We start from the raw sequence: 25,086 nt of genomic DNA on the forward strand, positions 1-25,086 counted from the left end.
TTTTATAATCTCGATACTTTATCATTTTATTTTACGTCTGTCAAAATTGATACTTGCCCTCACCGCGTCAAGTCTGAACCGCCTGAGACTCGCTAGGCCGTGTCCCAACATGTGTTGAATATCATTTGTCATACACTACTCATCTCATCACTGAACCGGCTTCAGGTTCGTCTTAGATCACGATCTTACACATCAATACAATAGTGCTGATTCAGCACAAACGTAAAATAAACTAATTTTGTGCAGGGTATTGATTATACTTTATCCGTGTCGTATAATAGATAAAAAGACGACACCGATGGAGGGATTTGCCATGTTGCCATTAATGCACAACAATGTAGTTTCATTAAATACTGAGTCAGTTTACAGTGATATCACTACGTTTTTAGTAACGCTGAACAATCATTCAACCGAAAAATATACAAGCTCTGCCAACGAATATGAGAGAGATTTCAAACGATTCTTTATGGCTATGCTGGGTAAAAATCTGAATGAACTCCAGATTAAAGACCTGTTTTTCCTGCCAAAAGATGTGCAAAGATTCCAGTCATTAATGGTTGAGCAAGGGTACAAATCCAAAACAATAAATAGAAATATCAACTCACTTAGCAGCTTGTTCTCCTACTTCGAAACAAATAGATACAGATTTATTGCACCAGATGGTGAATACATATACATCAAAGCTAATCAGTTTGATGTGCCTAAAGTAGACTTGAAAGATGAAAAATCATGGGGTATCTTCACTGACTCAGAGGTTAAGGAGCTTATTCGTTTAGCAAAGTTGCTTCCCAGCGGCGGTGTAGGTGCTACTGGATTGCAAAAATCACTTGCAATTGAATTCGCAAGCGTAACTTCTTTCCGTTTGGATGCTATTGTTTCCCTTGAAAAGTCCAACTTTAGAAATGAAAATGGTACGTGGGTTGTTAAAACAATTGATAAAGATGAAGTGCATGAAAAGGCAATTAGAACAGATTTATATGAAAGATTAATGGCTCAAATACCTGAAGGACAATCGAAGGTTTTCACTGTTTCTTCAAGAACTCTCCAAAGAGCAATTGCTGAATTGGTGAAAAAAATGGGTTTAGATGAGGATAGAAATCTTACTTTTCACTCACTTAAAAAGTATGGCATCACCGAAGTATTTGCTATTACAAACGGAAACATCCTTGAAACTGCTGCTCAAGGAAATCACTCTTCATTTGAAACAGCGATGAAGTATTATATGCAAGCAAGTAAAGATTACAGCAGAATGCCTTGCTTGCTTATTGGTCAAGAAGTAGACTTATCGCCACTTGATGAACTGTCTCATGAGGAATTGCTTAACCTGATCAAGAACTCACACTCAGGGTTGAAGTATCAGGTTTTACACCAGCTTAAAAACACCGTTTAAGGCTGAAAGCCTTTAAACTCCACAGATATTCTAATAGGTTACGAAATCAAAACTATTATAATATATAATATATATTCTTATATATATAAAAAATAGATATATATTAGTTATATATTATAGTTGTTTTGAAAACGTAACCTATTAGAATTTCAACTGCAAAAAAGCCACGTTTCGTCATTTCAGTATCCTGTACTGATTCGCTTCTCCATCCTTCCCTACAAACACTTCTCTATATATCTTCAGGTATCCATACTGCTCCAGTGCATCGAAGTAGCTGCACAAAGTCTGTGAACTTAATCCCAGCTCCTTCATTAATCCTCTCATTGAAGCTCTATATTTTCCAAACATATCTGTCTTCCATTTCAGGTATCCGTAGATGAAAAAAGCACCTATTCCCAGTTCATTCTTCTTTTCCATCATCTCGTTGAATGTTGAATACATTATTTTATGAGTATTTCTGGTATCATAAAAAGTCCCATCAAGTTCACGATATTCATAGGAATGATCTGTTCTGTAAAAGCACTTTATTGGATATTTTACAGTGAAATTCTTTGATTGCGTTGCAAACGACTTTCCGTTGTTCTTCCTGTTTTCACTTATTGTTTCGAACTCCAAAAGTCCATGTTTATCTATGTACCATGTCACTGGGTAGTCCTTAGTAGCTCTTGTGTACTGGATCATATCCAATAATCCACCATTTTTTATGATGTAGTTAATCCTTTTTTCTTCTCCAGAATAGCCTAACTTTTGCTTAATTTCTTTCTGTGTCATCTTCTTATCGTAGTCATATTCACAATACCTGTATAGGTAAGACACATAGTAATAATAGCCATATGTGAATGCTTTATGTCTGAAGGTGTTAAATAAAGTGAATGTATCTTCGAATATTTCATTAGGCATGTAAATACTTTTTTCCATTCAATTTCGCCTTTCTATTTAATTCTTGTTGACTTCAGTAAACATGGATAGTATACTGAGGTAGTCCCTCGGCAGGGACATCGTGCTGATTGTTGGATTTCTATAAGTGCATGCCTATCCAAAAAACTAGACATCATGTGTCTGGTTTTTTTCGTTGTCTTGATAGTCATAGTTTACATAATATTTAATATTTCACTTCATGGTTCTTACTCCATAGTTCCAGCTGCTGTATTGCTCTCCGATGCTCAACTCTTATTGGCGACTATAAGTATTTGATCGGCTTGGTAAATATATCATAAACGATGAGCCGACCAAATACAAGTGTAAAGTAAAATGAATTTTTATAAACTTCTTAATCTCTCGTTCTCTTCCCTCAATTCACGATTTTCTTCCTGAAGCCGTTTGACTTCTAAAGTCGCGATCTTCCATTGTTTCATGATATATGTTTCATTAAATTCAAGGATTACATCGTTCACTTCACTGGGATCAAGGCCACTGCACAACATCTTCAATGATTCGTAATATTCGATAAATTCCTTGGAATTATTCTCATCTGACATTGTTGGCTGGATATAGTTATACCATCTGTTCTTAATACTGTAGTAGTTACTGTCCATATCTTTTGCAGCTCTTTGCAGCCCTTCCTTAACCGTTGACGCATTATTTACATAGATCAGTATCCGATAGTCATCGTTTGTCAATGTGCGTCTTCTTGCCATATGTACAGATACCTCCTTTACTTCTAGTACCCTATCATAAAATAAAGTTAACATAAATACGATGTTTTTGTTTATATTGCACCTATATAAACACAAAAAACTCTCTGCCATTTCTGGAGAGAGTTTTTTGTGCGACTAGCTATAGGTTTTGTAAGTTCAATATAGCACAGCACCTGAACCGAGTCAACACTATTCTACAGGAAAATAAATTCTTTCATTTTTTATTCACCTGTGATATATTGATCTTGCGACTAAGAACTAGGGGAACCTTTATTCACATGTGGATAACTGCATGAAAAATAAGGATTCATACCTTTTATTTAGTCGCACCTGAAACCGGGATGCGTCTTTTTTGGTTCTACATAATTTTTCAGTCACCCAAGACCATCCATGTTGTTTCTATCTTTACATAAAACAAAATAAAAAAAGAACCCACCGCGGTCTGATCTCAATTTTATCTAGGATGTGTAAGTTTGGCGACCTGCCATCCAGTAGATAAATCCAATGAGAGATAAGAACAAGTAGGTTACTTCTTTACTCATTATATGTGTGAAGCTTCTTAAATATACTTAGCTTTTCTGTATATTTAATATACCACATGTTTTCGAAAAATGGAAGTAAATCTGCTCTCTTAAATGATGACTTTTTTGGTGGAAATCAAAAGGAGAGTTTTATTTATGCTTAAGAAAAGAACGAGTGTTCCCTACTGGTCTGAATTCCAAAATTACCAGACATTTACATCTGTTGAAGACATGAAAAATCGCTTTAAATCATTCGAGAAAGAATTCGATCTTCCTGAAAGTTACAAAGCTGTCTTAAATACGATCAAGCTGCATGCAAAAAATTATATTGGCGTGTGCTGGCTGTTTAGAGAGGAAATCGCTAAGAAGTGCGGCTACTCTACATCCACGGTTGACAGAGCAATCACTGCTTTCAAAAAGGCTGGATTGCTCATTACGAAACAGTTTAATCACACGAAGTTCGGACGTAGAACACACAATCTCTATATTGTTACAAACCCGTCATCTCTGACACTTGTAGAGCCTATCACTGAAGACTCTGAGGAAGTAGTTGATGAAACGGTTGATGAGACAATTGATGAGGTCTGTGATGAAGCGTCCACTCCCACTGGACAACCCTCAAACCCTTGTGGCTCTAAGGCCGAAGCGGTTTCTGAAATTCCCTATAAGAACCTGAATAGTGACTCCAATAGTGATCCTAACAAAAATCTAAATACATTAAATCTTAAACTAAACGATAATATCGATAAAGGATTCACTCCTCTTGATCAATGTGAAAAAGAGACAACCCTAAAACACGTACCTCAAGAATTCCTTGAGATCGTCAACCCTTTCTACGGGCATCAACCAGAAACCATTGTGTCGCTCTGGAAGACAACTTGTGTTGCTATCAAGAAAGGCTGCTCTAACTTTTCCCATACCAGCTGGGATTCTATCCGATCTGTCTGGAAGACTGTAAACAATAGATTTAAGCGTAAGTTGATCAATGGTGTGAAAAATGCTGTATCTGTAGATGAGTCCGATGATGCTCTTGGCGGCTATTACTACGGGGTTCTATCAAGAAGAATGCAAGAAGACTATATGGAGTCTATGCGTAAATATTGGAGTAGTGCCGACTGTGCTGAGAATGTCGCTCTTCTAGCTGCTAAGTACTAGCCATAGTGGCATGTGTGGATAGAATCTCTTAAAAGGCAGCATAGCGTGTGTAATTGTCCACATATCCACAGATATAGTTGTAAGCACACCAGACTCGCTTGCTACCCCTGCTACCGTGCTGTATTCGCTCTATATGCTTAGGCATACTACTATGGCTGCTAGAGCGTAATAAGCATGTCAGTTCTTATCTATAGCTATGTCGTTCTTTCTGACATTATGACAAAAGAAAAAGACAGGACGATTGTCCTGCCTTAACTTACGTGTAAAAGTTTTTACCTAGTTTGAGAAGCTTGTTCAATTCATCCTTTGTAGGATCACGTGGCTTACTCACTTCTTCAATGATCTCCATTTGTTGATCAGGTGAAACATTGACACCTTTTGACTGCACAGACTGCAACACGTTACTAATGATGCTCTTCATCTGCTCTTCAGTAACTGCATTAGAAGTGCTAGGGTTTTCAATTGCCTTCAACACCTTGTCAATTCCCATTAGGCTTACGTATTGCATCAATTTATCAAAAGATTCAGTCTCGCCGTTACGAGCTGCACTGATCTTTGGGATCACTGCATCACGATAAAATTTAGACTTGTTCACCATTTTATCGTGATAATCAGTAAACCAAAGATAATCAGTTGTCTCGCTGAAGTCTGTATCGCTTATTCGGAATATTATTCTAGTATTCATGGTGTCACCATCAAGCTTGTGCCATAGCGTTAGCAGTCAATACTCCGTATCTATAGAAGCCAATTACATTGGCCATTTGTGGTACTTTAATGTCAGCTGGAAGTGGCGTATGTTGCTTAACATCACTGATTAAGATCAAGTCCTTCTCCCATTGTTTGAAGTATTTGAATAGTGGTGTGCTGCTTCCACCAGTCATATATAAACGGTCAAATTTGCTACGACTTGTCCAACGCTGATTGATTTGTGGGAAGATATCTTCAGCATAAGCACTGAAAAGTTGATCTTTTACTTTACTGATGTCCATGGAAAGTCTTTTTGAAATCTTATAACTTTCTGGATTATCTCCAAGGACTTGAAACTCAACTAACTTAGCCGTTGCTCTAGCTTCAGGATGCTCTCGATTAATGTAATCCGCAATTTTTTCATACACTCCATAAAGCCCTTGATGGATAGTGAGCCTATCTTTTTGCTCTGGTTGCAACTCACGAATTCCGTCAATATCAAACGTTCCTCCACCACCGTCTAAAATGCCAATATATTCATTTGTAATGTCTTCATCTACAACTTTGCCTTCATCGTCTAAATAAATGTACATAAGAGTACCCATAGGCTGCGAAAGTGTAATCGTATCTTGAATTTTATACACTTTATCATCCTTGTTTTTAGTAACCACGTGAGCACCAGTAATTACACTTTTCAAATCTGCTTCATATGGTGATCCAATTTGTGAAGATGGCATACCTGTAACCACAATTGCGTTATCGCCATCTTCTAGCATTTCTGAAAGACCAAACTCAGTCATTATCTTATATGATTTTTGAGTGTATCTATCTTGTTCAGTATATGTGTTGATTGGGTTGAGTGCTTTATAGATGTCTTCACCCCAAAGCCAGGTCTCATTGTCAAATTTATTAGTTTCATACTCATGTAGAATTGCTTTGCTTTGGAATGCGCTATCAGCTTGCATAAGGTCTTTACGTACAAACTGGTTTGGTAGGATCAAGGGCTTAACAATTGGCCCTGCATAAGATTTATAGAAGACGTTACCATGGTCAAGTCCAACAACTTTTAGCTTTTTAACTACTTTTGCCATCAAAATCACTCCTAAATTGGTATAAAATCACTCAATATAGCCATTGTATCACATTTGTCATACAAAAACAAGGCTTTTTAGAGCAAAATGTACGACAAATGTACGACAAAACCAAGTTGTATGACACTTGTATGACAAACAGGATAAATCTTGTACGACAAATGTATGACAAATGCATAAAATAAGTAATAAATAACTATATATAGAATGAAAGCAGTGAAACTAATTACATGTAAATAATAAGAAATTTGCTATGTAAATCCATATCGAGCCATGTAAATTTCTGGATGTCGGATTTTGGGTCGGTTGGTCAAAATTCATTGAGAGTTGTTCTGGAAAGTCGTATAATAGGAGTATTGGTTTTTAGTATATATAATGAAGTCAAATATAATTGACGTAAAATCTATTAAAATATAAGGTACTTCGGTATGCTCAAAGTGATAATTGATGTCCAAAAGTTGAAATATACCCCCTCCCTGATCTGGCGTTTCTCCTTAGTAAAACAAAGGAGTCTACGTTAACGTGTTTGTGGGTTTACGTGTGTGTCAAAACGGCTAGAATCGCATGTAAGACGTGATCTGGATCGATGGGTGTAGGAGTTAAGGTACATAATCAAAGGCGTAGAACGGGATCAGGGCCGAAATGATTGCGAGGTCGGTCTGTTGGTGTGCCCATGGGGTATGTTTAGCTGTAAAAGGTTGTAAAAGTTGTAACCACCCCCCATATTCATGACGTAAAATTATAGTTTGACGACACCGACCGATCAGGACACTATGAATATCCAAAATATGGCTAAAATAGGCATGGAATAGGTGGTCAAGAACCGGCTGAGAATAGCTGACATGAATATGTGAGAATTGTGTCAAATTTACTATGTAGCTTTTATGTGAGCTAAGTTGACGTATATTGAAACAGCGCAAAATCTGCTGAAGACACCAAACCCGTTTCCCACAACTATATCACTCGCAATTCTGTCAGATAAAATCTTATCATCCCAAATAAAACCGTACCAAATCTAATGATAGAAAACTATATTGTACGCAATCTAATTGCGTCATCTATATATCTCGCACTAGGTCATAACCAACTGAATCTTGTAAAACTATATTGTGTACAATCTAATTTATAGAAATTAAATAAATGTATATTATATGTATATTTAATGCATTACTAAAGATAACATCAAGAGAAATTTAATTGTGTACAATCTAGATAATTCCAAGAAATGTAATCTATCATATATGGGAAAGGATGGTAAAAATATATGAATCACAACATATACTATATTGTCAAGCACTCATATGTTCCCATCTATAACCGTCTCAAATCAATCAAGGTGACCACTAACCCGACTAAACCTTTATACATCGTTCTAATCGAACGAAAGCGTTTACATTGGGAAATAACCAGTAGTACCAACGGTTTGCAAACGCTTTCATTTTAGTTATTTCCCGAAATCTATGAATAAATATGCATAAATAGTGTATGAAAGTACGCTTACATGTATATTCATGCATGGCATCACTCATATATGCTCAAAAACGTCTATTCTACTGCTAATAGAATCACTGGATAATACATCCAATATTTGTTCACATATCAGACACATTTATATAAATAGTAAATATATGTATAATATATGAATCTATATCCATTTATGGATAGCCGGCATTAACTGGAAGTAAAATCCAAATATGAGCAGTTGCTATATTACATATAATGTAAATAGATATCTATGATATTATGGAATTAGATGGTAATCGATAACGACACATAGTATAGGAACGTATATACTGTATATATGTGGACGTGTCACCGACAGATATAGAGAGATAATGACGTCCATGTATGTAAGCGCTTTATTAAGCCTTCTAGGATGCCTTATATCATTACCCATACTAGACTACTAATTGCGTGGTCATTCGACAGAATAGGGCATATAGAGAGTGTGTAAGCGACTACTAATAATGTGTGCGTATGTGTGCGTATGTGTGTGTACGCACACGCGTATATACCACATATCAAAACGCATGTAATGCGTTAGTTAACGAAATATCATACTTTTGAACGAATATGTACAAATTGTGAAAAGTATAGAATTAATGTTGCAACATTAAAAGTTATCCTGTATAGTAAGTCTTGTAAGGGAGACACACACGAACGACACAAGAACATAACCCTTACAGGTGTAAAGTATAATGAATCGGTTTCGGGGTTAAGCCATAGAAAACCCTGCACGGCATAAAGCGCGATACGCCATTTAAGTTATTGCATACTCTTTGAAAACTGCAAAGGAAACCGCGAATCCAGAAAACAGCGGTCTTTATAGCCTGAATGCGACGATATGAGCAGTAGGGTTATAAAGGGCAATCATCATCCTTAATCACATGTTAGACAGGATATGGAGCGGTCAAACGTTGTGTATCCTGTCTAGTGTGTGGTGTTTTGAGAGTCTAAACAGTTGGACTTTGAAAACACTGCACAAGTGTAAAATATAATGAAAAAGGATGAATGAAATGAATAGCGTGATGAAGAATGCAATGGTGAATACACGGAACTGGGATTCTGGAAATGATCCTGAATGGATTAAATGTGAGCGTGAAGAACTTGAACAATTGAAAGCACTATTCGAACCAGCAGTTCAAGAACGTATTGTGGATCATGTCCACGAACAAATGGAAGCTGGTGTCACATTCGCGTTTTGGTTAGATGACAATGGATATCTTTATTGCGAGGGTTAAATTTTGCTAGGACACATAAACAGCAATGGTTATGTGTTCCAATGGAAAATTTAAATTTTCCTAAACTAAACCAAAAAGGATGATTGCAGATGAGCAGAACGCAACAATTAATTAACAGTTTGAAATGGAAGGATATCCAGTCCAAAAAGGATTTGACGATAGTGGGAACTATCATAGGTAACCCACGACCGCAAAAGTGGTAAAATAAAACTTGTTAGGTTCCGTTAACAGTGTTAGCGGAATCAATAGAGGTTTTAAAACCTACTAAACATTAAAAGGATGATTGCAGATGAGTAAAGTTGTAAAATTAAAAGAACGTGTAGAAATTACAAAAAATGTTATTGTTTCTGTAATTTATTACACGGATGGTACATGTGAATGTGCTGTCATGACCAAATGGTTCAAGCATGAAAAATGGGAAATAGAAGAAGATTATGTACCAGCAAAAGAAAACTTATCGCCTATGGAAGTGTATGGATATATAGAACATGAAGTTAAACCTGCATATTTAACAGAATCAAATTAATTTTGCTAGGACTCTAAACAGCGATGTTTAGAGGTTCCAATGGAAAATTAATTTCCAAACAAAACCGAAAAGGATGATTGCAGATGGTAACAGCATACAGAAAACATAAGGGTAATGTAGATTCTAAACAATATGGAACAAAACGCCTTGCCAAGCGGTTACAGAACCTAGAAAAAGGTGACGTAATTATGGACATTGCTTTTGCACCACACGCAAAAGGTGGGACAAAAGAATGCTTGGCATTGTGGGACGTTATCAAAAAGCATGTTGATATGTTTGGCTTTACAGTAGCCAAAATGGAATACAAGTTACCACATGCCTACATATTCACGCTGACACATACTGACGGTTTCAAAATTGTACTGCATGGAGTAGGTGCAGGATTTTATGGGCAAGGGCCACGAGGTACTGAAAGTATATTAAAGGATTGTGGTTTCTCCAATCCTGAACGTGTATTTCTGCTAGAGAACGAAACATTCACATTTAAACGCACTATAGTTTAAACCTTGCTAGGGGTGTCTAAACAGAAATGTTTAGATATTCCAATGAAGGGTTTAACCCTATCAAACATTAAAGGATGATTGCAGATGATGAACGAAATACATGTACTTGTTGATTTTAATGCAGGTGGATTTAATCAGGTTGATGCGAGATTTTCAATTGAGATTGTTCAGGCTAGAGGTGAATATTTTCAAAGAGACTTGAAGCGTTTAAATCATTTCCTATCATATGGATTGAAGGAATTTAACAGAGACATGACTGTAACAATTTCACCAAAGTTAGATGGGAAATTCATTGAAACAGATTCTAAACGTTATGTAATGCGAGACTTTGACAATGGATTCGAAGAACGTCCTTTTGATCAGGAAAGAAACGGTTATCCAGAAGTACCAGTAAAGACATTTGGAACTGAAGGAAATGGGAGAAATGAAATGAAGAAAGCAATTAACAAGCTTATCAAGCAGATGCAGAAAGAAATGTTAGACATTTAAAATCCACTAGGACACTTAAACAGAAATGCTTGAGTGTTCCAATGAGGTTTTTAAATCTCAAATTAAAACTAAAGGATGATTGCAGATGTTAAGTAGAGTTGATATCAAACAAATGATCAAAGCGAATAATGGAATGTTGCCTGAAACATCGTCAATAGGTGGATATACGTTGACTTATATTGATATGGATGGCAGAATTCTTTGCCCCACAAGCGCCAACAAGGATCATGATAATATCGAAAAAGCATTCATTCACTTTGAAGGTGAACCTTTCATATGCGATGAATGCAACGTAGAAATTCCATCCGAATATGGTGTACCAGAAGAATAATAAAATGAACTTAAAATTTGCTAGGTTTACCTAAACAGAATTGTTTATGTAGACCAATGGAGATTTTAATAATCCCAAAAATTTAAACAAAAAGGATGATTGCAGATGGATACAATTAAAGAAATCGTAAAATTGATTATGGAGAAAAAACAGTTAGAAAGTCAGTATGGTTGGGCATCTTGTTTTGATTACCCCAAAGAGTATGACCGCATGGAAGATTTAGGGGATCAAATTCGTAAAGCTGTTGTTGATGAATATGGCGATACAGCTAACATGATGGAAAACAACTTTACTTTAGAATCACTTCTTAATGGCTTGAAATGGATTGCTGATGATATCAGAGAACATAACCAAGATATTGAGAATGAAGATTTAAATATTGTTGTTTACACTCAAGCCGATTATATAGAAAACTTCATTGTTAATAATCACGATGAAGGACAAACAGAGGTTTTTAATAGTCTGTTTTATTTTATGAATAGTGACCACCGCGCCACATGGCTGAAAGGACATTATTTAATGAATACACAACATACATACTATGACTTAATGGTTGATGTTGTTATTACTTGGAATATCTAATCTTTAAAACTTGCTAGGAATACATAAACAGAAGTGCTTATGTATTCCGATGGAGGTTTTGAACCTACCAAACAAAAAGGATGATTGCAATGAAAACAGCAAAGAGGGTTAAGCCCAAAGTGATCAAAGAGGTAGAACAAAGACAGTATAACGATTATAGAGACGCTATGAAGCAATACAAAGTTGTTTTGAGATTTAGAGGAAAACAGTTAACTGTCATGCATTTCAGCAATGCACAACCTAGTCAAATAGATGTGCTTCATACATTAATCAGAAATGCAGATGAATACAAGGTAAGCGAGAATTTCAAACACTTTTGTACTAACTTTGGTTACGACATTGCTAGTAGGCAAGCATTAAGAGCATATAAAGAATGTGGACGCATTGCAGAAAAGTTAAAGCGGTTTCTGGGAGAATATCAAGATAAGATCGAACAGGAAATAAATGCATACTAAAATTTGCTAGGGCATTTAAACAGCGATGTTTGAATGCACCAATGGAGATTTTAGAAACTCCAAAACCAAATAAAAAAGGATGATTGCAGATGGACGAAATTATGGCTAAAAAAGGAAAAGTATTAGCTGAATTGATGAATATGAACGCTGAAGATATTTACTGGTGGGCTGAGGGTACTTTCACACTAGTTGAAGATGCAGAAGTTGAATATGCATTACTAACTAAAGAAGAAATGCCAGAAGCTAATTATATTCAAGTAGCCGAAACTAATGAATATATTGTGTACACCATTTAACCTTGCAAGAATACATAAACAGGAAAGTTTGTGTATTCCATGGAAGTTTAAACAATTCCAAAACTAAAACTAAAGGATGATTGCAGATGACTATTAAAGAAAAAATTTTGGACATTGATGACTACGCTACAGCTATTAAGAAGGTTGAAGATGGGATATACATGTTCAAGGATCGTGACAAGCGTATTCAGTTTTACAGTCAATCATTAGATTGTGCTTTTGATTCTATCGAGTTTTTGAAGAAAGAACAAAAGCGTGTATACAATGAAGATTCTAAATACTGGCTTGCTACTAACGGTGATAGTGTTGAAGTTGTTAAGGCAGAAACGTTAGACATTGCCAAACAGCAGAAACCTAAAGCTAACACGTTCCAGCTTATGGAGAAATACAGATTGTACAAATACGATGACAAAACAGTTATCAAGCATCTACACTTTGGATTCTTCAATGGTAAACTTGTTGTCTTGAACGATCATGGTACAACAATCTTGAAAATTGAGGAATGCAACGAATACACGTACAAATTTTTAAAAACTAAAGTTAAGGCAAAGAATGGTTATGCAGGACTAATAGCCTTCATCATGGATGTATGCAAAGACTTGGATAGCCCTCATAACAGAACCTTTTATAACGTATTGAACAAAATTGGAGCGTAACTTGCTAGTGCCGCTTAAACAGACTTTAAGCGGTATTATGGAGGTTTACACCTACCAAACTGAAAAGGGTGATTGCAGATGACAAAACCAACTAAAGAAGAAATTATGTCTACAGAAATTGTAGAAATGATGGTTACTTACAAAAAACACAACCTTTCAAGATGGTATCACATCAAAGGAAAAGGTTATAGAAGATGTGGCTTTGTGAAGGTTGTAGGATATGACCAAGTAATGGAAATGGTCGATGACGAAGATATGAGTATTGAATTGCGTGACACTACAACAAACATTCCTGAACATATGTGGTAAGTTTGAACCTTGTTAAACAGTCTTGATCATACTTACGATAATCAATATTAGACAGGAGAGAAGTAAAATAATGTGGAAAATTAAGTTCAAGTGTAAAACAGGCGGTCAGGAATCAAGGGTAAAGTTTTATGAAATGGATGAAGCAAAATCTTTTGCTAGATGCAATAATTTTGAGATAGTCGAATGGGAATGTATTTGAATCCTGCTAGTGCCGCTTAAACAAGTGTTAGGCGGTATCATGGGGGCTTCAAAGCCTACTAAAACTGAAAGAAGGAATCCAACAATGTTCAAGATTTTCCCTGCCGATTACAGATTGAAAGACAAAGTAACACTGATTAGTGGAATAGCTACAATCCAGTTTGTCATTACTTTAGTTGTAATGTATTTCAACTAAACAGCAACGTTTGAATGTTTCAGGGAAGCCGAAAATATTCGGATTCTCAAAAGGCAAACAAACATTGCCTGATGATTGCAGTATCGTATAATGAATCAGGAGAGTGAAAACAAGTATGTCAATAACAAACAGCATGCTTTCTTATGATGAAGCAAAGGCAGTTCAACAGAGTTTAGAAAGAAAAAACAATGCTGATTCTGCTAAGTTAAGAGGATTTAAAAAATATGGAGTATCGCCACTTGGCGGCACACCTGATCATGTTAAGCTAATGCCAGAGTGGAGAGAAGCCAAAAACAACTTCAATGCTTCTTTTGCTGAATTGAGAAACTTTAACGGATGGTTTGTAAAAACTTTCAAAAAAGAATATGCAGCTGAGAGAAAAAACAGGTTTCAGAAAGCTGAATTGTAATTTGCTAGTGCTACTTAAACAGAATTGTTTAGGTAGCCCAATGGAAGTTGCAATATAATGTAATGAGGGGTGAAAGCATGAGTATTACTAAAGAACAATACAAAAAACATATTGAAGAATTGCTTTTAGATGACTCTTCGATGGCTTCAGGGAAAGATGATACTGAATTAATCTACTTGATTGACGATATTAAGGTTTACGGTGGATTCGATTATGGATCACGTGGAATCGATCATTGGTCACTGTTTACTGATGGTGTATCGTGGAATGAAGTGGTGCAATGGGGTGTTATAGCAGTTCCAGAAACCAAAAGTTATATATGTAATGAAACGATAAAATTGTTTGAAGATATTGGATACAATAGATTACCTTTAGACAATAATCATATCATAGGTTGGAAAGGGTGATAATGATGAATTTGTATCACGTTACCTACGCATCGTCAGACGACAGTAGCGGCTACCTGAGTGAATTTGTTGTTACAAATAGTGAATCAGAAGCTGAAAATGTTGTTCTCAATAAGTATCGTGGCAGTGGACTGGAAAGAAAAGATATATCTGCACTTATGGTAGAAGTTGAAGGATACGCTATTACTATAACACCTAAAACAACTTTGTAGCTTGCTAGGATCATCTAAACAGCAATGTATAGATGATCCAATGGAAGTCGCAAGAAAAAATCAATCAAAGGAATGATGTTGAATAATGGAAAACAAAGTGTATCATACCGATGGTATTCATGAATTTATTGCACTATGGGGATTCGACAAGGCTGTTCAAGTCGTTGCCAGAACATTGGATGTAACAGAAGCTGAGTCAAGAAAGCGTCTGGAATATGCACAAAAACATTCTAACAACGAAGTTTAATAAACAACGATAGGAGAAAAATAAGATGACAACAACAACAGTATTAAATGAATTCGTACAAAAGGTACTATCTAACGAACAACAATTCTCAATTGACAGAGCTAGACAGCATATGTTGTTTACACAGGTTGCTATTGGGACAGGAAAATGTGTATTCGGTGACTACGGTTATGATAACATCAACTTTATTTCTGATCTTGATACAAAATTAATCCCATATGCGATTGTATCAAATGGCGACGTTTATGTCATTAATCAACATGGCTTAAATGTAGGTAGTTTGGAACAAAAAGATTATCCAAACAACACATATGATATTTACAGCAAAATCGAGGAATACAACAAGAAAGTTACAGAATTCCTTTTCCCTGCATTTTATGAGTCACTTCCGATAACAGAATTAAACAGTGAAGACAAGGGCAAGGTAAAAGAAGCAGCCAGAAATATTATGTTAAGCAACGGTGGAAAAGTAGAGAAGCCAGTCTTTAAAGAGTTGATAAGTAAACAAAAGTGCGCTGACATCCTTTATGGATTAATAGACTTTGAAGAGTATGTAAAGTCTTATTTTGAAGGACTGAAAGACTCTTATATTAATATAAAATCTTTCAGCCATGAAGTAGAAACAGTCATTAGTAAAAATGAAGTACTGGACGATTGGGAAATGCAATTAAATAACGCATTGAGAGAGTTAGAAGGGGCCAAGACTGTAACAGTTGAATTCATGTATAAAAGCAAAGAAATAACAGATAGACTTGATAAAGAAAGGCTTTTAAGAAAGCTGAACAACAAAGATTATTTTACTGATTATGATTTTTCTACAAGTAAACAAGGTGATAAATTGTTAAAATATTTAGAAGCTGGACAATGGAGAGATGCGGAAAATGAAGTTTTAACATGTAAACACATTTCTAAAATCACTTATGGTAGAAAAGTTGTGTACAGTAAAGAGTAAATTAAGGTAATTTGCTAGAACCATCTAAACAGATATATTTAGATGGTTCAATGGAAGTTGCGTTATAGTGATATTCTAAAAGATAATAAGAATGGAGAATGAGACAATATGGAGAAAATTGAGTTTCAAGCTAACAACAATAGAACAATGCAAATTTCACAGCAAAAATATGATGGTGTGTGTACACTTAGCACATTTAATAACACAACTAACGAAGTGGATCACGAAGAAAATATATCCGCTGGCGACATGGTAATGCTAATGAACTATTACCAGTACATTAAGTCCAATAATATTCAATGTGATTTTATAAACCCAAATCCAAAGAGTATTGAAACTAAAGGGAACAGGTTCAATCTAAGTGATGAATCGTGGAGAGCGTCAAAACGTTTGTATCATGCAGGATGGGATATGTATGTTGTAATATATGAAATAATAGACAATGAAATATGCATTGTTATGAATGAGAGTAATAGCAAGGTGGAAATTGACAGGACATCATTGTGGGAAAGTAAAACACTATATTTAAACTCACAAATATAAGTAAATGTAGGGAGGAGAATAAAGATGTATCGTGTAGTTATCCAAATGGATTCTGAGAACGCCGCTAAACACTTGAAAAATGAAATTGAAAAAGCTTTACCTCTTATCGAAGGTAAGGTAAAGATTCATAAAGAACCAGAGATTAAACCACTGAACGAAGTGATTGAAGACATGAATAGAAAATAAGAATCTGTAATTTGCTAGGAACATCTAAACAGTTTCACTTAGATGTTCCAATGGAAGTTGCAAGATAGCAAAACAGAAAGGGTGAATAAGTGTTGCGTACTTATCTAGTCATTGAAGTAAACGATGAGGGATTTAGCGAAGAATATGTCTTGCAAGGTGAAAGCTTTGAAGATGCAATAACTAAAGAGCTTCAAGAAAACAAACAAACAATGATGTTTGATTTTGAAGAAAAAGATATGTCTATAGAAGAAATGGTGACAGTTGTTTTTGATCTTATTTCTAACAGCTATGTAGACAACGACAGCGCTTATCAGTCGATTGTGTATGATGTAACTGAAATGCCAGTACGTTTATATCCTAAAACACAGGAGGAATTAACATGAGTGGTAAACTGACTTGGCAGTATAACGGCGAGGAAGATTTGCAAGTGTGGGAAGGTGTAATTAGTAGTGAAGAAATGAAGGACAGAAAGTGTGACATACATTTTAAAGATCAGAATTTGCTTTCTGTACCACAACTGATGAGTAGAATAGGTGTGGATGTAAACAAGGTTCGTGTGGGTGATATAGGTATTGCTGACGATTTTGGTCTGTTCATGAAACTGAATGTTGGAGAATCAGAAAATATTAAATGCTCTAAAATAACAGCTGAAGAGTACTCGATGTATCCGAACATTGAAACATCAGAACATACCAGTGTTGAAACAACTGCTGAATACTATAAAGATTATGAGAAGTATAAACAAAATAAACAATATGAAAAGTTCAAACCAGCAGAATATCCATTTTATTCTTACAAGTTCCAAAGTGGAACTGTTGTCAAAGTTGGTACTATCATAAATGTTGAGATCGATGAGAAATGGGAAATTACACAGATCAATGAAGTACAATGGAACGGTGAACACTTACTTGTGAATGGTAAAGCTAAGATGCATAAAAACAACTAATTTTAAACTAATGAGGTGATACTATGAAAAAGAAGCAGCTTACAATATCAGAATTAATTAAACTTGAAATTGGAGAAAGAAAGCCAGAAAGAGAATGGGACGCTATACACAAACTAAACTTCATTGTACCTCTACAATCTATGTCAACGCATAATGGTTTGGCAATTTCTATAATTGACAATGTAATCATTGACGGCAAAGAGGTTGTCACAACTATAAGGGAATATATAAATAACACTATTGGTGACGGTAGTTACATTTTTAAGCCTTTCAAAGACCTGTCAGATGAAGATAAAGAGATATTCTTGAGCATACCATTTGATGTTCTAGACCTTTCAGAACACAGAGAGCTTATTGATGTGAAACTTATCAGAAAAAATCAATCCTAAACAACTTTGGGCTTACATACTGACGCTGAAATCACTCAGCGTTAGAAATGCAATTCCAAAAAAAATATACTCAATGTATATTACACAGCCTAAAAAGTAATACTTTACTTACAAAGTGTTACATTGTATAATTGTGTTACTGGAGGTGTTAATGTGATTAAAGTGTATGAATCAGGCAAGGTTACTTCAAAAGGCCAAATGTTAATTCCAGTTGAGATTAGAAGAGATTTAGGCATTGCAAAGGATGATAAAATTCTTTTCTTGATGGATGACAATGGAGAGGTAAAGATTCAAGTAAGCAAGAAAAAGAGTTTGCTTGATGTTGTGGGCATTCTTAAAACAGATCAGGAGTACGACTTTCAAGAAGCTAGGGAAGCCGCACAAGGATTTGTAGGTGAGAGTTACAGTAAAGGGGATACAAAATGAAACTGTTAGCAGATACAAACATACTTGTAAGAATACTTACCAAAGACGACAAAGTACAATATGAAGGCATATCAAAAATGCTTGAATCTGGTGAGTATGAAATGATCATACCTTCCCCTGTCATCATTGAAACATGTTGGATACTGAAATCAGTATTCAAGATCACCAATGACAGGGTTGGTGATGCATTACTTCATCTAACAACGGTTGATAATATAAAATTAGAAGATGATTTTATGCGATTCGCTTTGCAAACATTTAAAAATCAAGGCAACATAGACATTGTAGACTGTTATCTCAGTGCGAAATCTATTGCAAGTGGTATTGCTGTAGTCACATGGGATAACGACTTTAAGAAGCTTGGCTGTGAGTACTATAAGCCAGATCAATTAAAATCTTAGGGATATATACTGGTGCTGAACACGTTCAGCGCTAGAAATACATTCCTAAACAGGATTGTAAATATGAAATAAGGAGAAAAACAATGAAGGATAAAAAACCTGATATGAGCGACTTTGAAATACCGCAATTAAAAACAAAGTTTTTATTGAATATCACTAATGAGAATTTTATGAGTGTTTTTAAAAAAATCGCTGATGTATTACAAACTTATTATTTAAAAAGCTATAATAAAAATGAATCACTGACAGGTGCAATTGCTAGAGAAGAGTCATTAAGAACTATTTATTATTACTTAAACAGAGATTCAGACTTGCTATCTAAAAGTGTGATGAGCTACTACACTTCTTCAGACGTAACAACTACAGATAAGAATAACGTTTTAGATAAAGAACAGATGTTAAAAATTGTGGAATATCTAGCCCCTACACTGGAACGTGTACGTAAAGCGAGAGGAAAAGCACACTTTCCGATTTTATTCATTGCAGCGGAAAAAGCAATAGAAAAAGGATGGACTTCTGAAGAATTCTCAAATAAAGTTGAACGCTTCTTCACTTTAATCAAAGATTCCGATGACTCAGAGTATTCAAAACACTCTACTGTAGGGACGCTTAGATTAGAGCATGTTCATATGAGAAAATCAATCATGCTTATAAAACTTGGATTAATGTAAGTGTCTGACACACGATTAATAGCGTGTGTCAGAAATAAAACAGATGTTAAATATAATGAAAGAGGTGTGTAAAATGAATGAAATGCCAGAAATTAAATCAACGTTCCATGTTCCAGTAGAGAACATGCCTACGCTTAACAAAAAGATAAACTCTTTAAACAAGAAAGCTGTGAAGATGGGTATGCCTGAAATTGTAATAGAGACTGTAGGCGATTCCGAAGTAATCAACAAGGATAAAACAGTCACCAAACTTATACATGTTATGATCCATGGTAAAAGCCCTGTCCTTGAGGGTTATGGCTTCCTTGGCACTATTCAACACTTGCCTGAAGGAAACGTAATCAAGTCTATGCCTAAAGCGGATATCCCAGTGAAGTATAGAACAGCAAAATCAATCTGTGAGCACTGTAACACTGACCGTAAACGCAACAACACATATCTTGTGCAAAACAGCCACGGTGAGATATTCCAAGTTGGCAAGAGCTGCCTGAAGGACTTTGTAGGGCATCCTGATCCAGAAAACTATGCAAGGTATGCTGAATATCTCATAGATGCACTAGAAACAGCTGACAAGGCCACAGAATCTAACGGCGGTAGTACCTTAATTCATACAGAAACATATTTACAGTACGTAGCAGAGATTACTTTGCGTCATGGATACTTGAGCAAAGCAATGTCTAATGCAAATGAAACTCCAACTTGCTACAGAGCATTAGACGCAATGTATCCAGACAAGCATACATTCGCAAGGGGCAACCTAATTGAATCATTCACAGAGGAAGCTACGGCGCTAGTAGCAGCTGCAATGCAGTGGCTGAAGGATGAAACAGCTGAAGGTAAACATTTGGATAATTACATGCACAATCTTAAAGTGGTAAGTGCTACAACAGGACTAGACAGAAAGAATATAGGGATTGCATCAAGTTTAATTGGAACTTACCTGAAAAGCTTAGAGATTGCTAAACAGCAAGAAGAATATACATCGAAGAAATTAGCAGATAAAAAATCACTTCCAGAGAGCAATTACATAGGTGCAGTTGGTCAAAAAGTTCAGGTAACAGTGAAGATAGAAGATGTGTTTTACAATGAAGGGTACTATGGACTCACCTATATTCATACAATGTTAGATGAAACAACAGGTAATAAGTTTGTATGGTATTGCACGTCTGATAGAGGAATATTGCCAGAAGATGAAACAGTCACGATTGCTGGAACGATTAAAGGCCATGAGGAATTCAAAGGAGTTAAACAAACCATTTTAACAAGATGTAAAGCAGTGAAATAAAATGAACATAAACATTAGAAATATAATAAAATGGATTGATAGGAGAATTAAAATGATTACTAATCAAACTACAACGCCGCAATTGAATCCTGATACGATATGCATGACTCATCATGCATATGTACGTGCACAAGAAAGGTTTGATCTTGACAAGGATGAAGCTTTACTTTTCTTTAGAAAATATCTTAAAATGGCAACATACTTGTGCGTAACCACAGAATCTGGCAAGCCACAAAACAGAAGTCATTGTTATGGGGTTCCTGTCGGTGAAGATTTCGTTGCAGAAATTAATGTGAGTTTGGATTATGAGGTGATTATTTCGGTAAGAAAACATACAAGATCAAAATTCAGGATTCCTAAAAATATAGAAAAAGACATGATGCGTCTTATGCATGAAAATTTAAATGCACTTGTAGCAAAGGAAAAGACTGCATTAGATCATAAAGACTACCGAATTGCAGAAGCTAATGCACATATATATCCTTTGCGATTCAATATTATGAATGCTCAGACTGATGCTGAAATCACAAATCTAGTCAATCAACTAAAGAGATGGGAAAAACAAATAAAACATATAGAAAATGAAATACCAATGTTGCAAGCTAAAATAAGGCAGCAAGCAAGGGAAATAACGGTTTTACTATAACAGGAGGAATAAACATGTTCAAACAACGTAATCACAGTGTTAAGTCAATCAACGCGAATAAAACAATGGTAGTAATGATGGAAGATTACAATCTTGGTGACAAGCTGCTTAAACAAGGTAAGAGTTACAGCGTGAGTGTAGATGATGCAGAAACAATGCGCTCAATTAAAGTTGCTCACTGATCGAAGGGGAATCAAATCTATGGAAATTGTTAATATTACAAATGACTTTACGGATAAACAACTGGAAACATTCTTTAACATTTTTGACGAAACTTACTTTCCTGAAAAAATACATCTTTTTGACGATAAAGAAAAGATGGGCAACTATCTAAAAGAAAAGAACTGGCACAATACTATTTTGAAAGATTATTTGAATCCAAGTATGAATGCGCTTTATGATCCTGTGAATGACATAGTTGCATACTATTTGTCTGACGAAGGAGGTTATGAGCGTTATAGTGACAAATATTCTATATCTGACATAAGGAAAATCCTCTTTATATCTACTATGACACACGAATTGAGACATGTACACCAAGAGAAGACTAACCTGTTTCCTTCTAACAAAGTAAGGGAGTACTTATATTGGGTTATAAGGGAAATTCATCCCACCATATATATGACGATCTCAAGAAGGGAGAGGGATGCCAACAATTTCTCTAAAACTTTCATTAAGGCTAACATCACTTACTTGAGAAGAATATTAGAAATAGATGTTGATGAAAGAGGTATAGCTTTTCTTGTTGATAAATTATATTAACTTCAGAAAAGCACGACACATTGATTAAGTGGTGTGTCGTTGTACACCTTATATGAAATGCATATTTTATTTACGATTTTGCAGCTGTTTTAACCAGTGAATATAAGGGTTTTAAAATCGACATTTTGAAGAAATCGAACAAATTTGTCGGAACTGAAAAGTGATGATCATGAATCCACAGATATATACCCATTTCTATTGACAGTAGAAATCGAATGTTTTATAATTTAACTTAGATGAAGCGAACAAGGTAGAGGGGTAATGTGGAATTGAATGAATAATTGCTAAAGGGAATTTTTGTAACAAATCCATTGCACTTTGTACACACCACATGGTAAAATGTCTTTAACATATAACTGGTGTAAAATAAACATAACTTATCATGATAATAAAATAAACTAAATCGAAATGAGGACAAATAAATGTCTACGAAAAAAAACAACCCTAAATCAACTCCAACTCCACCATCTATTCCATCAATCCCTACCTCTGTTGCGGCAACTCCTCCAACAACACCTCCAACAACTGATGTGACTAATGACAACAAAGGCGGTGTGGTGATTGGGAACGAAAAAGTTAAAGGTAAAATGAAACTCTCTCCAAGCGAATTGAAGATTAGCACGATGCTTCGTAAGGGTAAAAGGCTTCGTTTTGATCTTGCGATACAACGTAACAATGTATGGAGTGATGAACAAAACAGCATGCTGATTCACTCAGTCCTTGACAACTATCCTATTCCACAGTTTTTCACAGAAGAATCGGATGCAGACAACTTCATTTGGATGCTTGATGGTAAGCAACGTTTGACTGCTATCATGCGATTCTACAATAACGAATTCGCACTTGAGAAAGATACACCAGCTGTATTAGCAGAAGATGTTGACGGTAATCCCTTCTTTATTGAAGTCGAAGGGATGTTCTACAGAGATTTGCCGAAAGAGTTGAAAGAAGAATTTAATGATTACAGCCTTTTCGTTGTAACTGTTCGGAATATCACATCCGAACAACGTGAAGAATTGTTCCAACGTTTGAACGGTGGTACTGCATTGACTAAGATTGAATTGCTTCGTGCAAAAGCTGGAGAAGAAATTATGGGCTTCATTAATGAAGTTGCTTCAACTGAGTTCTTCTCAAAATTCGTATCGCTCAGTAAAAAACAACGTAACGGAAGCGTTGATAGCGAATTGATTATGCAAATTCTGGCATTAGCTATGGGGCGTGAAACTGGTACATCTTCGAAAGAAATTGACGCTTTCATTATGGCTCTAAAACAAGATGAAATTGATGTAGAAACGAAGCAAATGTTCCAAAGAGTAACAGCATACCTTGAAGCAGCATTGAAACAATTCGTGAAGACTGATGGAAAAGGTAATCTTGATATGAAAGCAATTACTAAGTTCACGAAGAAAATCCACGTGCCAATGATTTTCTTGACTGCAAGAAAAGCAATCGAACAAGCTATCCCTGCTGAAGCTTTCGGCGTTTGGGTTAAAGGATTCTTTGATAGCCGTTACAAATCAGGATCAGGAGAGTATGGAAGATTCACAACAGCAGGAAGCACCAAATCTACAAGCGTTAAAGGACGTATTGCAGCTCTTGAAAAAGATTATGATGCTCACATTGAAAAAGCAGTTGATAAAGCAATTGAGAACGCCGAGAAACGGGCACAAGAGGAATTGGAAAAGGCTGGCGCTGAAGCCGCTGGAGCTGGTGCTGATTCGAAGCCTGATCCCAATCAGTCAGAATTGAGTGATGACGGTTCAGTTAAGATAGGCGATGATAAATAACATATAACTTCAGAGATGTGACAGCGTAGCTTATACGCTGTCACATTCAGTTTTAGGAGGAATTTATGGTAGCAGTGTTAATTCTAATGTTCTTTGTTGTATGGTGGTATCCAGTTATAGAATGGGGATGGTCTTATGGACACCTCAATATGTTTGGTCAGATATGGTCGTTGTTCCCCTTGATTTTCTTCGCAATGATCTTTATAGGCTTTCGAATTAAAAGTATAATAGTGAATCTTTTTTACCGTTGATTCTATTGACAGTAGAAATGATAGTAGTATAATTATGAGTGAAAGGATGTGCAGTAGTGGCTAGAAACAACATTAGAGAAAGTATACGCAACCTTTTTGTTAAATCCGAAAATTCTGGTGCAACTGACGCTGAAAAGTTGGAAGCTTTGCTTTTAGCTCAAAGACTTCTCATTCAGCATAATTTGTCCATGCAAGATATTAGTGATTCAACAATGACAAAGGAACAAAAAGCTTACAGAGACAATCCTGAAGTTGTTGAAAAACCTTTAACCAACTTTGTGAAACTGAAATTTTGGGAAGTAGAATTGGTTAAAATAATAGCAGAGAATTTCAGATGTAAATGGTATAAATCTGCAACATTTAACAAGAAAAGAAGAATCATCATCTTGGGTTTAAAAGAAGATGTTCAAATCGCGAGAGAAGTATACGATTTCGCATGCAAATCTATTATGTATCATGTAAATTTATATGTAGATCAAAGACTATTTGATGGATATCCTTCTAATAGAAGTGTGCCTTTGAGAAATTCATATATCAGAGGTTATCTAGAGGGATTGAAAACGAAGTTTGATGAACAAGTTGAAACACAAGGCTTTGAACTTGCGTTAATAACTCATGAATTAGTGGAACAAGCTTATAAAGATTTAAAGTTAGTCAAAGGTGCAGGGTGGAACATTAAGGTCAGTGGTGATATTGATGCAAAAGCTAAAGGCTATGAAGATGGCAAGAACTTCAACTATGGCGCTGACAAATTAGATAAAGGAGCTGAAAGAATTGAGTAACATATTCGGGAATAACCCAAA

At 35.6% G+C, this 25,086-nt stretch carries 35 protein-coding genes; 31 read left to right on the forward strand and 4 right to left on the reverse strand.

Going from position 1 to position 25,086, the window contains the following annotated elements; genetic code table 11:
• Positions 1 to 313: 313 nt before the first annotated feature.
• Positions 314 to 1,390 (forward strand): tyrosine-type recombinase/integrase, encoded by a 1,077-nt coding sequence (locus AC4G47_RS30950; protein ID WP_491107059.1) that lies wholly within the window; start codon positions 314 to 316, stop codon positions 1,388 to 1,390.
• A 174-nt stretch (positions 1,391 to 1,564) separates the two neighbouring features.
• Here AC4G47_RS30950 and AC4G47_RS30955 read toward each other — a convergent pair whose 3' ends face one another.
• Positions 1,565 to 2,308, reverse strand: a complete 744-nt coding sequence (locus tag AC4G47_RS30955; protein ID WP_491107060.1) for a hypothetical protein — start codon at positions 2,306 to 2,308, stop codon at positions 1,565 to 1,567.
• 341 nt (positions 2,309 to 2,649) lie between these two features.
• Positions 2,650 to 3,027: a hypothetical protein gene (locus tag AC4G47_RS30960; RefSeq protein WP_491107061.1), complete on the reverse strand. Its 378-nt coding sequence runs from the start codon at positions 3,025 to 3,027 to the stop codon at positions 2,650 to 2,652.
• A gap of 677 nt (positions 3,028 to 3,704) precedes the next feature.
• Between AC4G47_RS30960 and AC4G47_RS30965 the strand changes: the two genes are divergently transcribed.
• Positions 3,705 to 4,703, forward strand: coding sequence for a hypothetical protein (locus tag AC4G47_RS30965; protein WP_491107062.1), 999 nt, complete (start codon positions 3,705 to 3,707; stop codon positions 4,701 to 4,703).
• Between the two features lie 256 nt (positions 4,704 to 4,959).
• Here the strand turns inward: AC4G47_RS30965 and AC4G47_RS30970 are convergent, their stop codons facing one another.
• Positions 4,960 to 5,388: a hypothetical protein gene (locus AC4G47_RS30970; protein ID WP_491107063.1), complete on the reverse strand. Its 429-nt coding sequence runs from the start codon at positions 5,386 to 5,388 to the stop codon at positions 4,960 to 4,962.
• A gap of 10 nt (positions 5,389 to 5,398) precedes the next feature.
• Positions 5,399 to 6,481 (reverse strand): ParM/StbA family protein, encoded by a 1,083-nt coding sequence (locus AC4G47_RS30975; protein WP_491107064.1) that lies wholly within the window; start codon positions 6,479 to 6,481, stop codon positions 5,399 to 5,401.
• 2,516 nt (positions 6,482 to 8,997) lie between these two features.
• Between AC4G47_RS30975 and AC4G47_RS30980 the strand changes: the two genes are divergently transcribed.
• From AC4G47_RS30980 to AC4G47_RS31120, 29 genes are all read left to right on the forward strand, one after another.
• Positions 8,998 to 9,222: a hypothetical protein gene (locus tag AC4G47_RS30980; RefSeq protein ID WP_491106840.1), complete on the forward strand. Its 225-nt coding sequence runs from the start codon at positions 8,998 to 9,000 to the stop codon at positions 9,220 to 9,222.
• A gap of 289 nt (positions 9,223 to 9,511) precedes the next feature.
• Positions 9,512 to 9,748, forward strand: coding sequence for a hypothetical protein (locus AC4G47_RS30985; protein ID WP_491106841.1), 237 nt, complete (start codon positions 9,512 to 9,514; stop codon positions 9,746 to 9,748).
• Positions 9,749 to 9,831: 83 nt separating this feature from the next.
• Entirely contained in the window at positions 9,832 to 10,251 is a 420-nt protein-coding gene (locus tag AC4G47_RS30990) for a hypothetical protein (protein ID WP_491106842.1), read from the forward strand.
• A gap of 84 nt (positions 10,252 to 10,335) precedes the next feature.
• Positions 10,336 to 10,740: a hypothetical protein gene (locus AC4G47_RS30995; protein ID WP_491106843.1), complete on the forward strand. Its 405-nt coding sequence runs from the start codon at positions 10,336 to 10,338 to the stop codon at positions 10,738 to 10,740.
• Between the two features lie 85 nt (positions 10,741 to 10,825).
• Positions 10,826 to 11,071 (forward strand): hypothetical protein, encoded by a 246-nt coding sequence (locus AC4G47_RS31000; RefSeq protein WP_491106844.1) that lies wholly within the window; start codon positions 10,826 to 10,828, stop codon positions 11,069 to 11,071.
• Between the two features lie 105 nt (positions 11,072 to 11,176).
• Positions 11,177 to 11,653 carry a hypothetical protein gene (locus AC4G47_RS31005; RefSeq protein ID WP_491106845.1) on the forward strand — a complete coding sequence of 159 codons (477 nt, stop codon included), beginning with the start codon at positions 11,177 to 11,179 and terminating at the stop codon, positions 11,651 to 11,653.
• A gap of 89 nt (positions 11,654 to 11,742) precedes the next feature.
• The gene (locus AC4G47_RS31010; RefSeq protein WP_491106846.1) at positions 11,743 to 12,108 is read left to right on the forward strand and encodes a hypothetical protein; all 366 of its coding nucleotides are present in this window, start codon (positions 11,743 to 11,745) and stop codon (positions 12,106 to 12,108) included.
• An 89-nt stretch (positions 12,109 to 12,197) separates the two neighbouring features.
• A complete protein-coding gene (locus AC4G47_RS31015; RefSeq protein ID WP_491106847.1) occupies positions 12,198 to 12,404 on the forward strand; it encodes a hypothetical protein in 207 nt (68 codons plus the stop codon).
• An 86-nt stretch (positions 12,405 to 12,490) separates the two neighbouring features.
• Positions 12,491 to 13,060, forward strand: coding sequence for a hypothetical protein (locus AC4G47_RS31020; RefSeq protein WP_491106848.1), 570 nt, complete (start codon positions 12,491 to 12,493; stop codon positions 13,058 to 13,060).
• A 78-nt stretch (positions 13,061 to 13,138) separates the two neighbouring features.
• A complete protein-coding gene (locus AC4G47_RS31025; protein ID WP_491106849.1) occupies positions 13,139 to 13,369 on the forward strand; it encodes a hypothetical protein in 231 nt (76 codons plus the stop codon).
• A 509-nt stretch (positions 13,370 to 13,878) separates the two neighbouring features.
• Positions 13,879 to 14,172, forward strand: coding sequence for a hypothetical protein (locus AC4G47_RS31030; protein ID WP_491106850.1), 294 nt, complete (start codon positions 13,879 to 13,881; stop codon positions 14,170 to 14,172).
• Positions 14,173 to 14,249: 77 nt separating this feature from the next.
• A complete protein-coding gene (locus AC4G47_RS31035) occupies positions 14,250 to 14,579 on the forward strand; it encodes a hypothetical protein (RefSeq protein WP_491106851.1) in 330 nt (109 codons plus the stop codon).
• 2 nt (positions 14,580 to 14,581) lie between these two features.
• A complete protein-coding gene (locus AC4G47_RS31040; RefSeq protein ID WP_491106852.1) occupies positions 14,582 to 14,791 on the forward strand; it encodes a hypothetical protein in 210 nt (69 codons plus the stop codon).
• A gap of 85 nt (positions 14,792 to 14,876) precedes the next feature.
• Positions 14,877 to 15,038 (forward strand): hypothetical protein, encoded by a 162-nt coding sequence (locus AC4G47_RS31045; protein WP_491106853.1) that lies wholly within the window; start codon positions 14,877 to 14,879, stop codon positions 15,036 to 15,038.
• A gap of 25 nt (positions 15,039 to 15,063) precedes the next feature.
• Positions 15,064 to 15,990 (forward strand): hypothetical protein, encoded by a 927-nt coding sequence (locus tag AC4G47_RS31050; RefSeq protein ID WP_491106854.1) that lies wholly within the window; start codon positions 15,064 to 15,066, stop codon positions 15,988 to 15,990.
• A 108-nt stretch (positions 15,991 to 16,098) separates the two neighbouring features.
• Positions 16,099 to 16,533: a hypothetical protein gene (locus tag AC4G47_RS31055; protein WP_491106855.1), complete on the forward strand. Its 435-nt coding sequence runs from the start codon at positions 16,099 to 16,101 to the stop codon at positions 16,531 to 16,533.
• A gap of 24 nt (positions 16,534 to 16,557) precedes the next feature.
• Positions 16,558 to 16,719, forward strand: a complete 162-nt coding sequence (locus tag AC4G47_RS31060) for a hypothetical protein (RefSeq protein WP_491106856.1) — start codon at positions 16,558 to 16,560, stop codon at positions 16,717 to 16,719.
• A gap of 92 nt (positions 16,720 to 16,811) precedes the next feature.
• Entirely contained in the window at positions 16,812 to 17,102 is a 291-nt protein-coding gene (locus tag AC4G47_RS31065; RefSeq protein WP_491106857.1) for a hypothetical protein, read from the forward strand.
• On the forward strand, positions 17,099 to 17,665 hold the full coding sequence (locus tag AC4G47_RS31070; RefSeq protein WP_491106858.1) for a hypothetical protein: 567 nt from the start codon (positions 17,099 to 17,101) through the stop codon (positions 17,663 to 17,665). Before AC4G47_RS31065 ends, AC4G47_RS31070 begins: the two co-directional genes overlap by 4 nt.
• A 23-nt stretch (positions 17,666 to 17,688) precedes the next feature.
• A complete protein-coding gene (locus AC4G47_RS31075) occupies positions 17,689 to 18,054 on the forward strand; it encodes a hypothetical protein (RefSeq protein ID WP_491106860.1) in 366 nt (121 codons plus the stop codon).
• Between the two features lie 153 nt (positions 18,055 to 18,207).
• Positions 18,208 to 18,480, forward strand: coding sequence for an AbrB/MazE/SpoVT family DNA-binding domain-containing protein (locus AC4G47_RS31080; RefSeq protein ID WP_491106861.1), 273 nt, complete (start codon positions 18,208 to 18,210; stop codon positions 18,478 to 18,480).
• Complete coding sequence (locus AC4G47_RS31085; protein ID WP_491106862.1) at positions 18,477 to 18,881, forward strand: type II toxin-antitoxin system VapC family toxin; 405 nt, start codon at positions 18,477 to 18,479, stop codon at positions 18,879 to 18,881. The genes AC4G47_RS31080 and AC4G47_RS31085 overlap by 4 nt, the downstream gene beginning before the upstream one ends.
• A gap of 83 nt (positions 18,882 to 18,964) precedes the next feature.
• On the forward strand, positions 18,965 to 19,552 hold the full coding sequence (locus AC4G47_RS31090) for a hypothetical protein (RefSeq protein WP_491106863.1): 588 nt from the start codon (positions 18,965 to 18,967) through the stop codon (positions 19,550 to 19,552).
• A gap of 73 nt (positions 19,553 to 19,625) precedes the next feature.
• Positions 19,626 to 20,837: a hypothetical protein gene (locus tag AC4G47_RS31095; protein WP_491106864.1), complete on the forward strand. Its 1,212-nt coding sequence runs from the start codon at positions 19,626 to 19,628 to the stop codon at positions 20,835 to 20,837.
• 52 nt (positions 20,838 to 20,889) lie between these two features.
• Positions 20,890 to 21,483: a hypothetical protein gene (locus AC4G47_RS31100; RefSeq protein WP_491106865.1), complete on the forward strand. Its 594-nt coding sequence runs from the start codon at positions 20,890 to 20,892 to the stop codon at positions 21,481 to 21,483.
• A 14-nt stretch (positions 21,484 to 21,497) separates the two neighbouring features.
• Positions 21,498 to 21,665 (forward strand): hypothetical protein, encoded by a 168-nt coding sequence (locus AC4G47_RS31105; protein ID WP_491106866.1) that lies wholly within the window; start codon positions 21,498 to 21,500, stop codon positions 21,663 to 21,665.
• A 19-nt stretch (positions 21,666 to 21,684) separates the two neighbouring features.
• Positions 21,685 to 22,245 (forward strand): hypothetical protein, encoded by a 561-nt coding sequence (locus AC4G47_RS31110; RefSeq protein WP_491106867.1) that lies wholly within the window; start codon positions 21,685 to 21,687, stop codon positions 22,243 to 22,245.
• A gap of 422 nt (positions 22,246 to 22,667) precedes the next feature.
• Positions 22,668 to 24,032, forward strand: coding sequence for a DUF262 domain-containing protein (locus AC4G47_RS31115; protein ID WP_491106868.1), 1,365 nt, complete (start codon positions 22,668 to 22,670; stop codon positions 24,030 to 24,032).
• Positions 24,033 to 24,339: 307 nt separating this feature from the next.
• The gene (locus AC4G47_RS31120) at positions 24,340 to 25,065 is read left to right on the forward strand and encodes a DUF2786 domain-containing protein (protein WP_491106869.1); all 726 of its coding nucleotides are present in this window, start codon (positions 24,340 to 24,342) and stop codon (positions 25,063 to 25,065) included.
• The last annotated feature ends 21 nt before the right edge of the window (positions 25,066 to 25,086 follow it).

It is taken from the genome of Paenibacillus sp. Negev47 (assembly GCF_058313655.1).

Coding starts and splice junctions, on each gene's coding strand:
- AC4G47_RS30965 (WP_491107062.1), top strand. CDS start 3,705: ATGCTTAAGAAAAGAACGAGTGTTCCCTACTGGTCTGAATTCCAAAAT.
- AC4G47_RS31030 (WP_491106850.1), top strand. CDS start 13,879: ATGTCAATAACAAACAGCATGCTTTCTTATGATGAAGCAAAGGCAGTT.
- AC4G47_RS31095 (WP_491106864.1), top strand. CDS start 19,626: ATGAATGAAATGCCAGAAATTAAATCAACGTTCCATGTTCCAGTAGAG.
- AC4G47_RS30975 (WP_491107064.1), bottom strand. CDS start 6,481: ATGGCAAAAGTAGTTAAAAAGCTAAAAGTTGTTGGACTTGACCATGGT.
- AC4G47_RS30995 (WP_491106843.1), top strand. CDS start 10,336: ATGATGAACGAAATACATGTACTTGTTGATTTTAATGCAGGTGGATTT.
- AC4G47_RS31035 (WP_491106851.1), top strand. CDS start 14,250: ATGAGTATTACTAAAGAACAATACAAAAAACATATTGAAGAATTGCTT.
- AC4G47_RS31085 (WP_491106862.1), top strand. CDS start 18,477: ATGAAACTGTTAGCAGATACAAACATACTTGTAAGAATACTTACCAAA.
- AC4G47_RS31000 (WP_491106844.1), top strand. CDS start 10,826: ATGTTAAGTAGAGTTGATATCAAACAAATGATCAAAGCGAATAATGGA.
- AC4G47_RS31105 (WP_491106866.1), top strand. CDS start 21,498: ATGTTCAAACAACGTAATCACAGTGTTAAGTCAATCAACGCGAATAAA.
- AC4G47_RS30950 (WP_491107059.1), top strand. CDS start 314: ATGTTGCCATTAATGCACAACAATGTAGTTTCATTAAATACTGAGTCA.
- AC4G47_RS31115 (WP_491106868.1), top strand. CDS start 22,668: ATGTCTACGAAAAAAAACAACCCTAAATCAACTCCAACTCCACCATCT.
- AC4G47_RS31045 (WP_491106853.1), top strand. CDS start 14,877: ATGGAAAACAAAGTGTATCATACCGATGGTATTCATGAATTTATTGCA.
- AC4G47_RS30955 (WP_491107060.1), bottom strand. CDS start 2,308: ATGGAAAAAAGTATTTACATGCCTAATGAAATATTCGAAGATACATTC.
- AC4G47_RS31060 (WP_491106856.1), top strand. CDS start 16,558: ATGTATCGTGTAGTTATCCAAATGGATTCTGAGAACGCCGCTAAACAC.
- AC4G47_RS31100 (WP_491106865.1), top strand. CDS start 20,890: ATGATTACTAATCAAACTACAACGCCGCAATTGAATCCTGATACGATA.
- AC4G47_RS31010 (WP_491106846.1), top strand. CDS start 11,743: ATGAAAACAGCAAAGAGGGTTAAGCCCAAAGTGATCAAAGAGGTAGAA.
- AC4G47_RS31020 (WP_491106848.1), top strand. CDS start 12,491: ATGACTATTAAAGAAAAAATTTTGGACATTGATGACTACGCTACAGCT.
- AC4G47_RS30985 (WP_491106841.1), top strand. CDS start 9,512: ATGAGTAAAGTTGTAAAATTAAAAGAACGTGTAGAAATTACAAAAAAT.
- AC4G47_RS31090 (WP_491106863.1), top strand. CDS start 18,965: ATGAAGGATAAAAAACCTGATATGAGCGACTTTGAAATACCGCAATTA.
- AC4G47_RS31025 (WP_491106849.1), top strand. CDS start 13,139: ATGACAAAACCAACTAAAGAAGAAATTATGTCTACAGAAATTGTAGAA.
- AC4G47_RS30980 (WP_491106840.1), top strand. CDS start 8,998: ATGAATAGCGTGATGAAGAATGCAATGGTGAATACACGGAACTGGGAT.
- AC4G47_RS31075 (WP_491106860.1), top strand. CDS start 17,689: ATGAAAAAGAAGCAGCTTACAATATCAGAATTAATTAAACTTGAAATT.
- AC4G47_RS30990 (WP_491106842.1), top strand. CDS start 9,832: ATGGTAACAGCATACAGAAAACATAAGGGTAATGTAGATTCTAAACAA.
- AC4G47_RS30970 (WP_491107063.1), bottom strand. CDS start 5,388: ATGAATACTAGAATAATATTCCGAATAAGCGATACAGACTTCAGCGAG.
- AC4G47_RS31070 (WP_491106858.1), top strand. CDS start 17,099: ATGAGTGGTAAACTGACTTGGCAGTATAACGGCGAGGAAGATTTGCAA.
- AC4G47_RS31055 (WP_491106855.1), top strand. CDS start 16,099: ATGGAGAAAATTGAGTTTCAAGCTAACAACAATAGAACAATGCAAATT.
- AC4G47_RS31005 (WP_491106845.1), top strand. CDS start 11,177: ATGGATACAATTAAAGAAATCGTAAAATTGATTATGGAGAAAAAACAG.
- AC4G47_RS31015 (WP_491106847.1), top strand. CDS start 12,198: ATGGACGAAATTATGGCTAAAAAAGGAAAAGTATTAGCTGAATTGATG.
- AC4G47_RS30960 (WP_491107061.1), bottom strand. CDS start 3,027: ATGGCAAGAAGACGCACATTGACAAACGATGACTATCGGATACTGATC.
- AC4G47_RS31110 (WP_491106867.1), top strand. CDS start 21,685: ATGGAAATTGTTAATATTACAAATGACTTTACGGATAAACAACTGGAA.
- AC4G47_RS31040 (WP_491106852.1), top strand. CDS start 14,582: ATGATGAATTTGTATCACGTTACCTACGCATCGTCAGACGACAGTAGC.
- AC4G47_RS31050 (WP_491106854.1), top strand. CDS start 15,064: ATGACAACAACAACAGTATTAAATGAATTCGTACAAAAGGTACTATCT.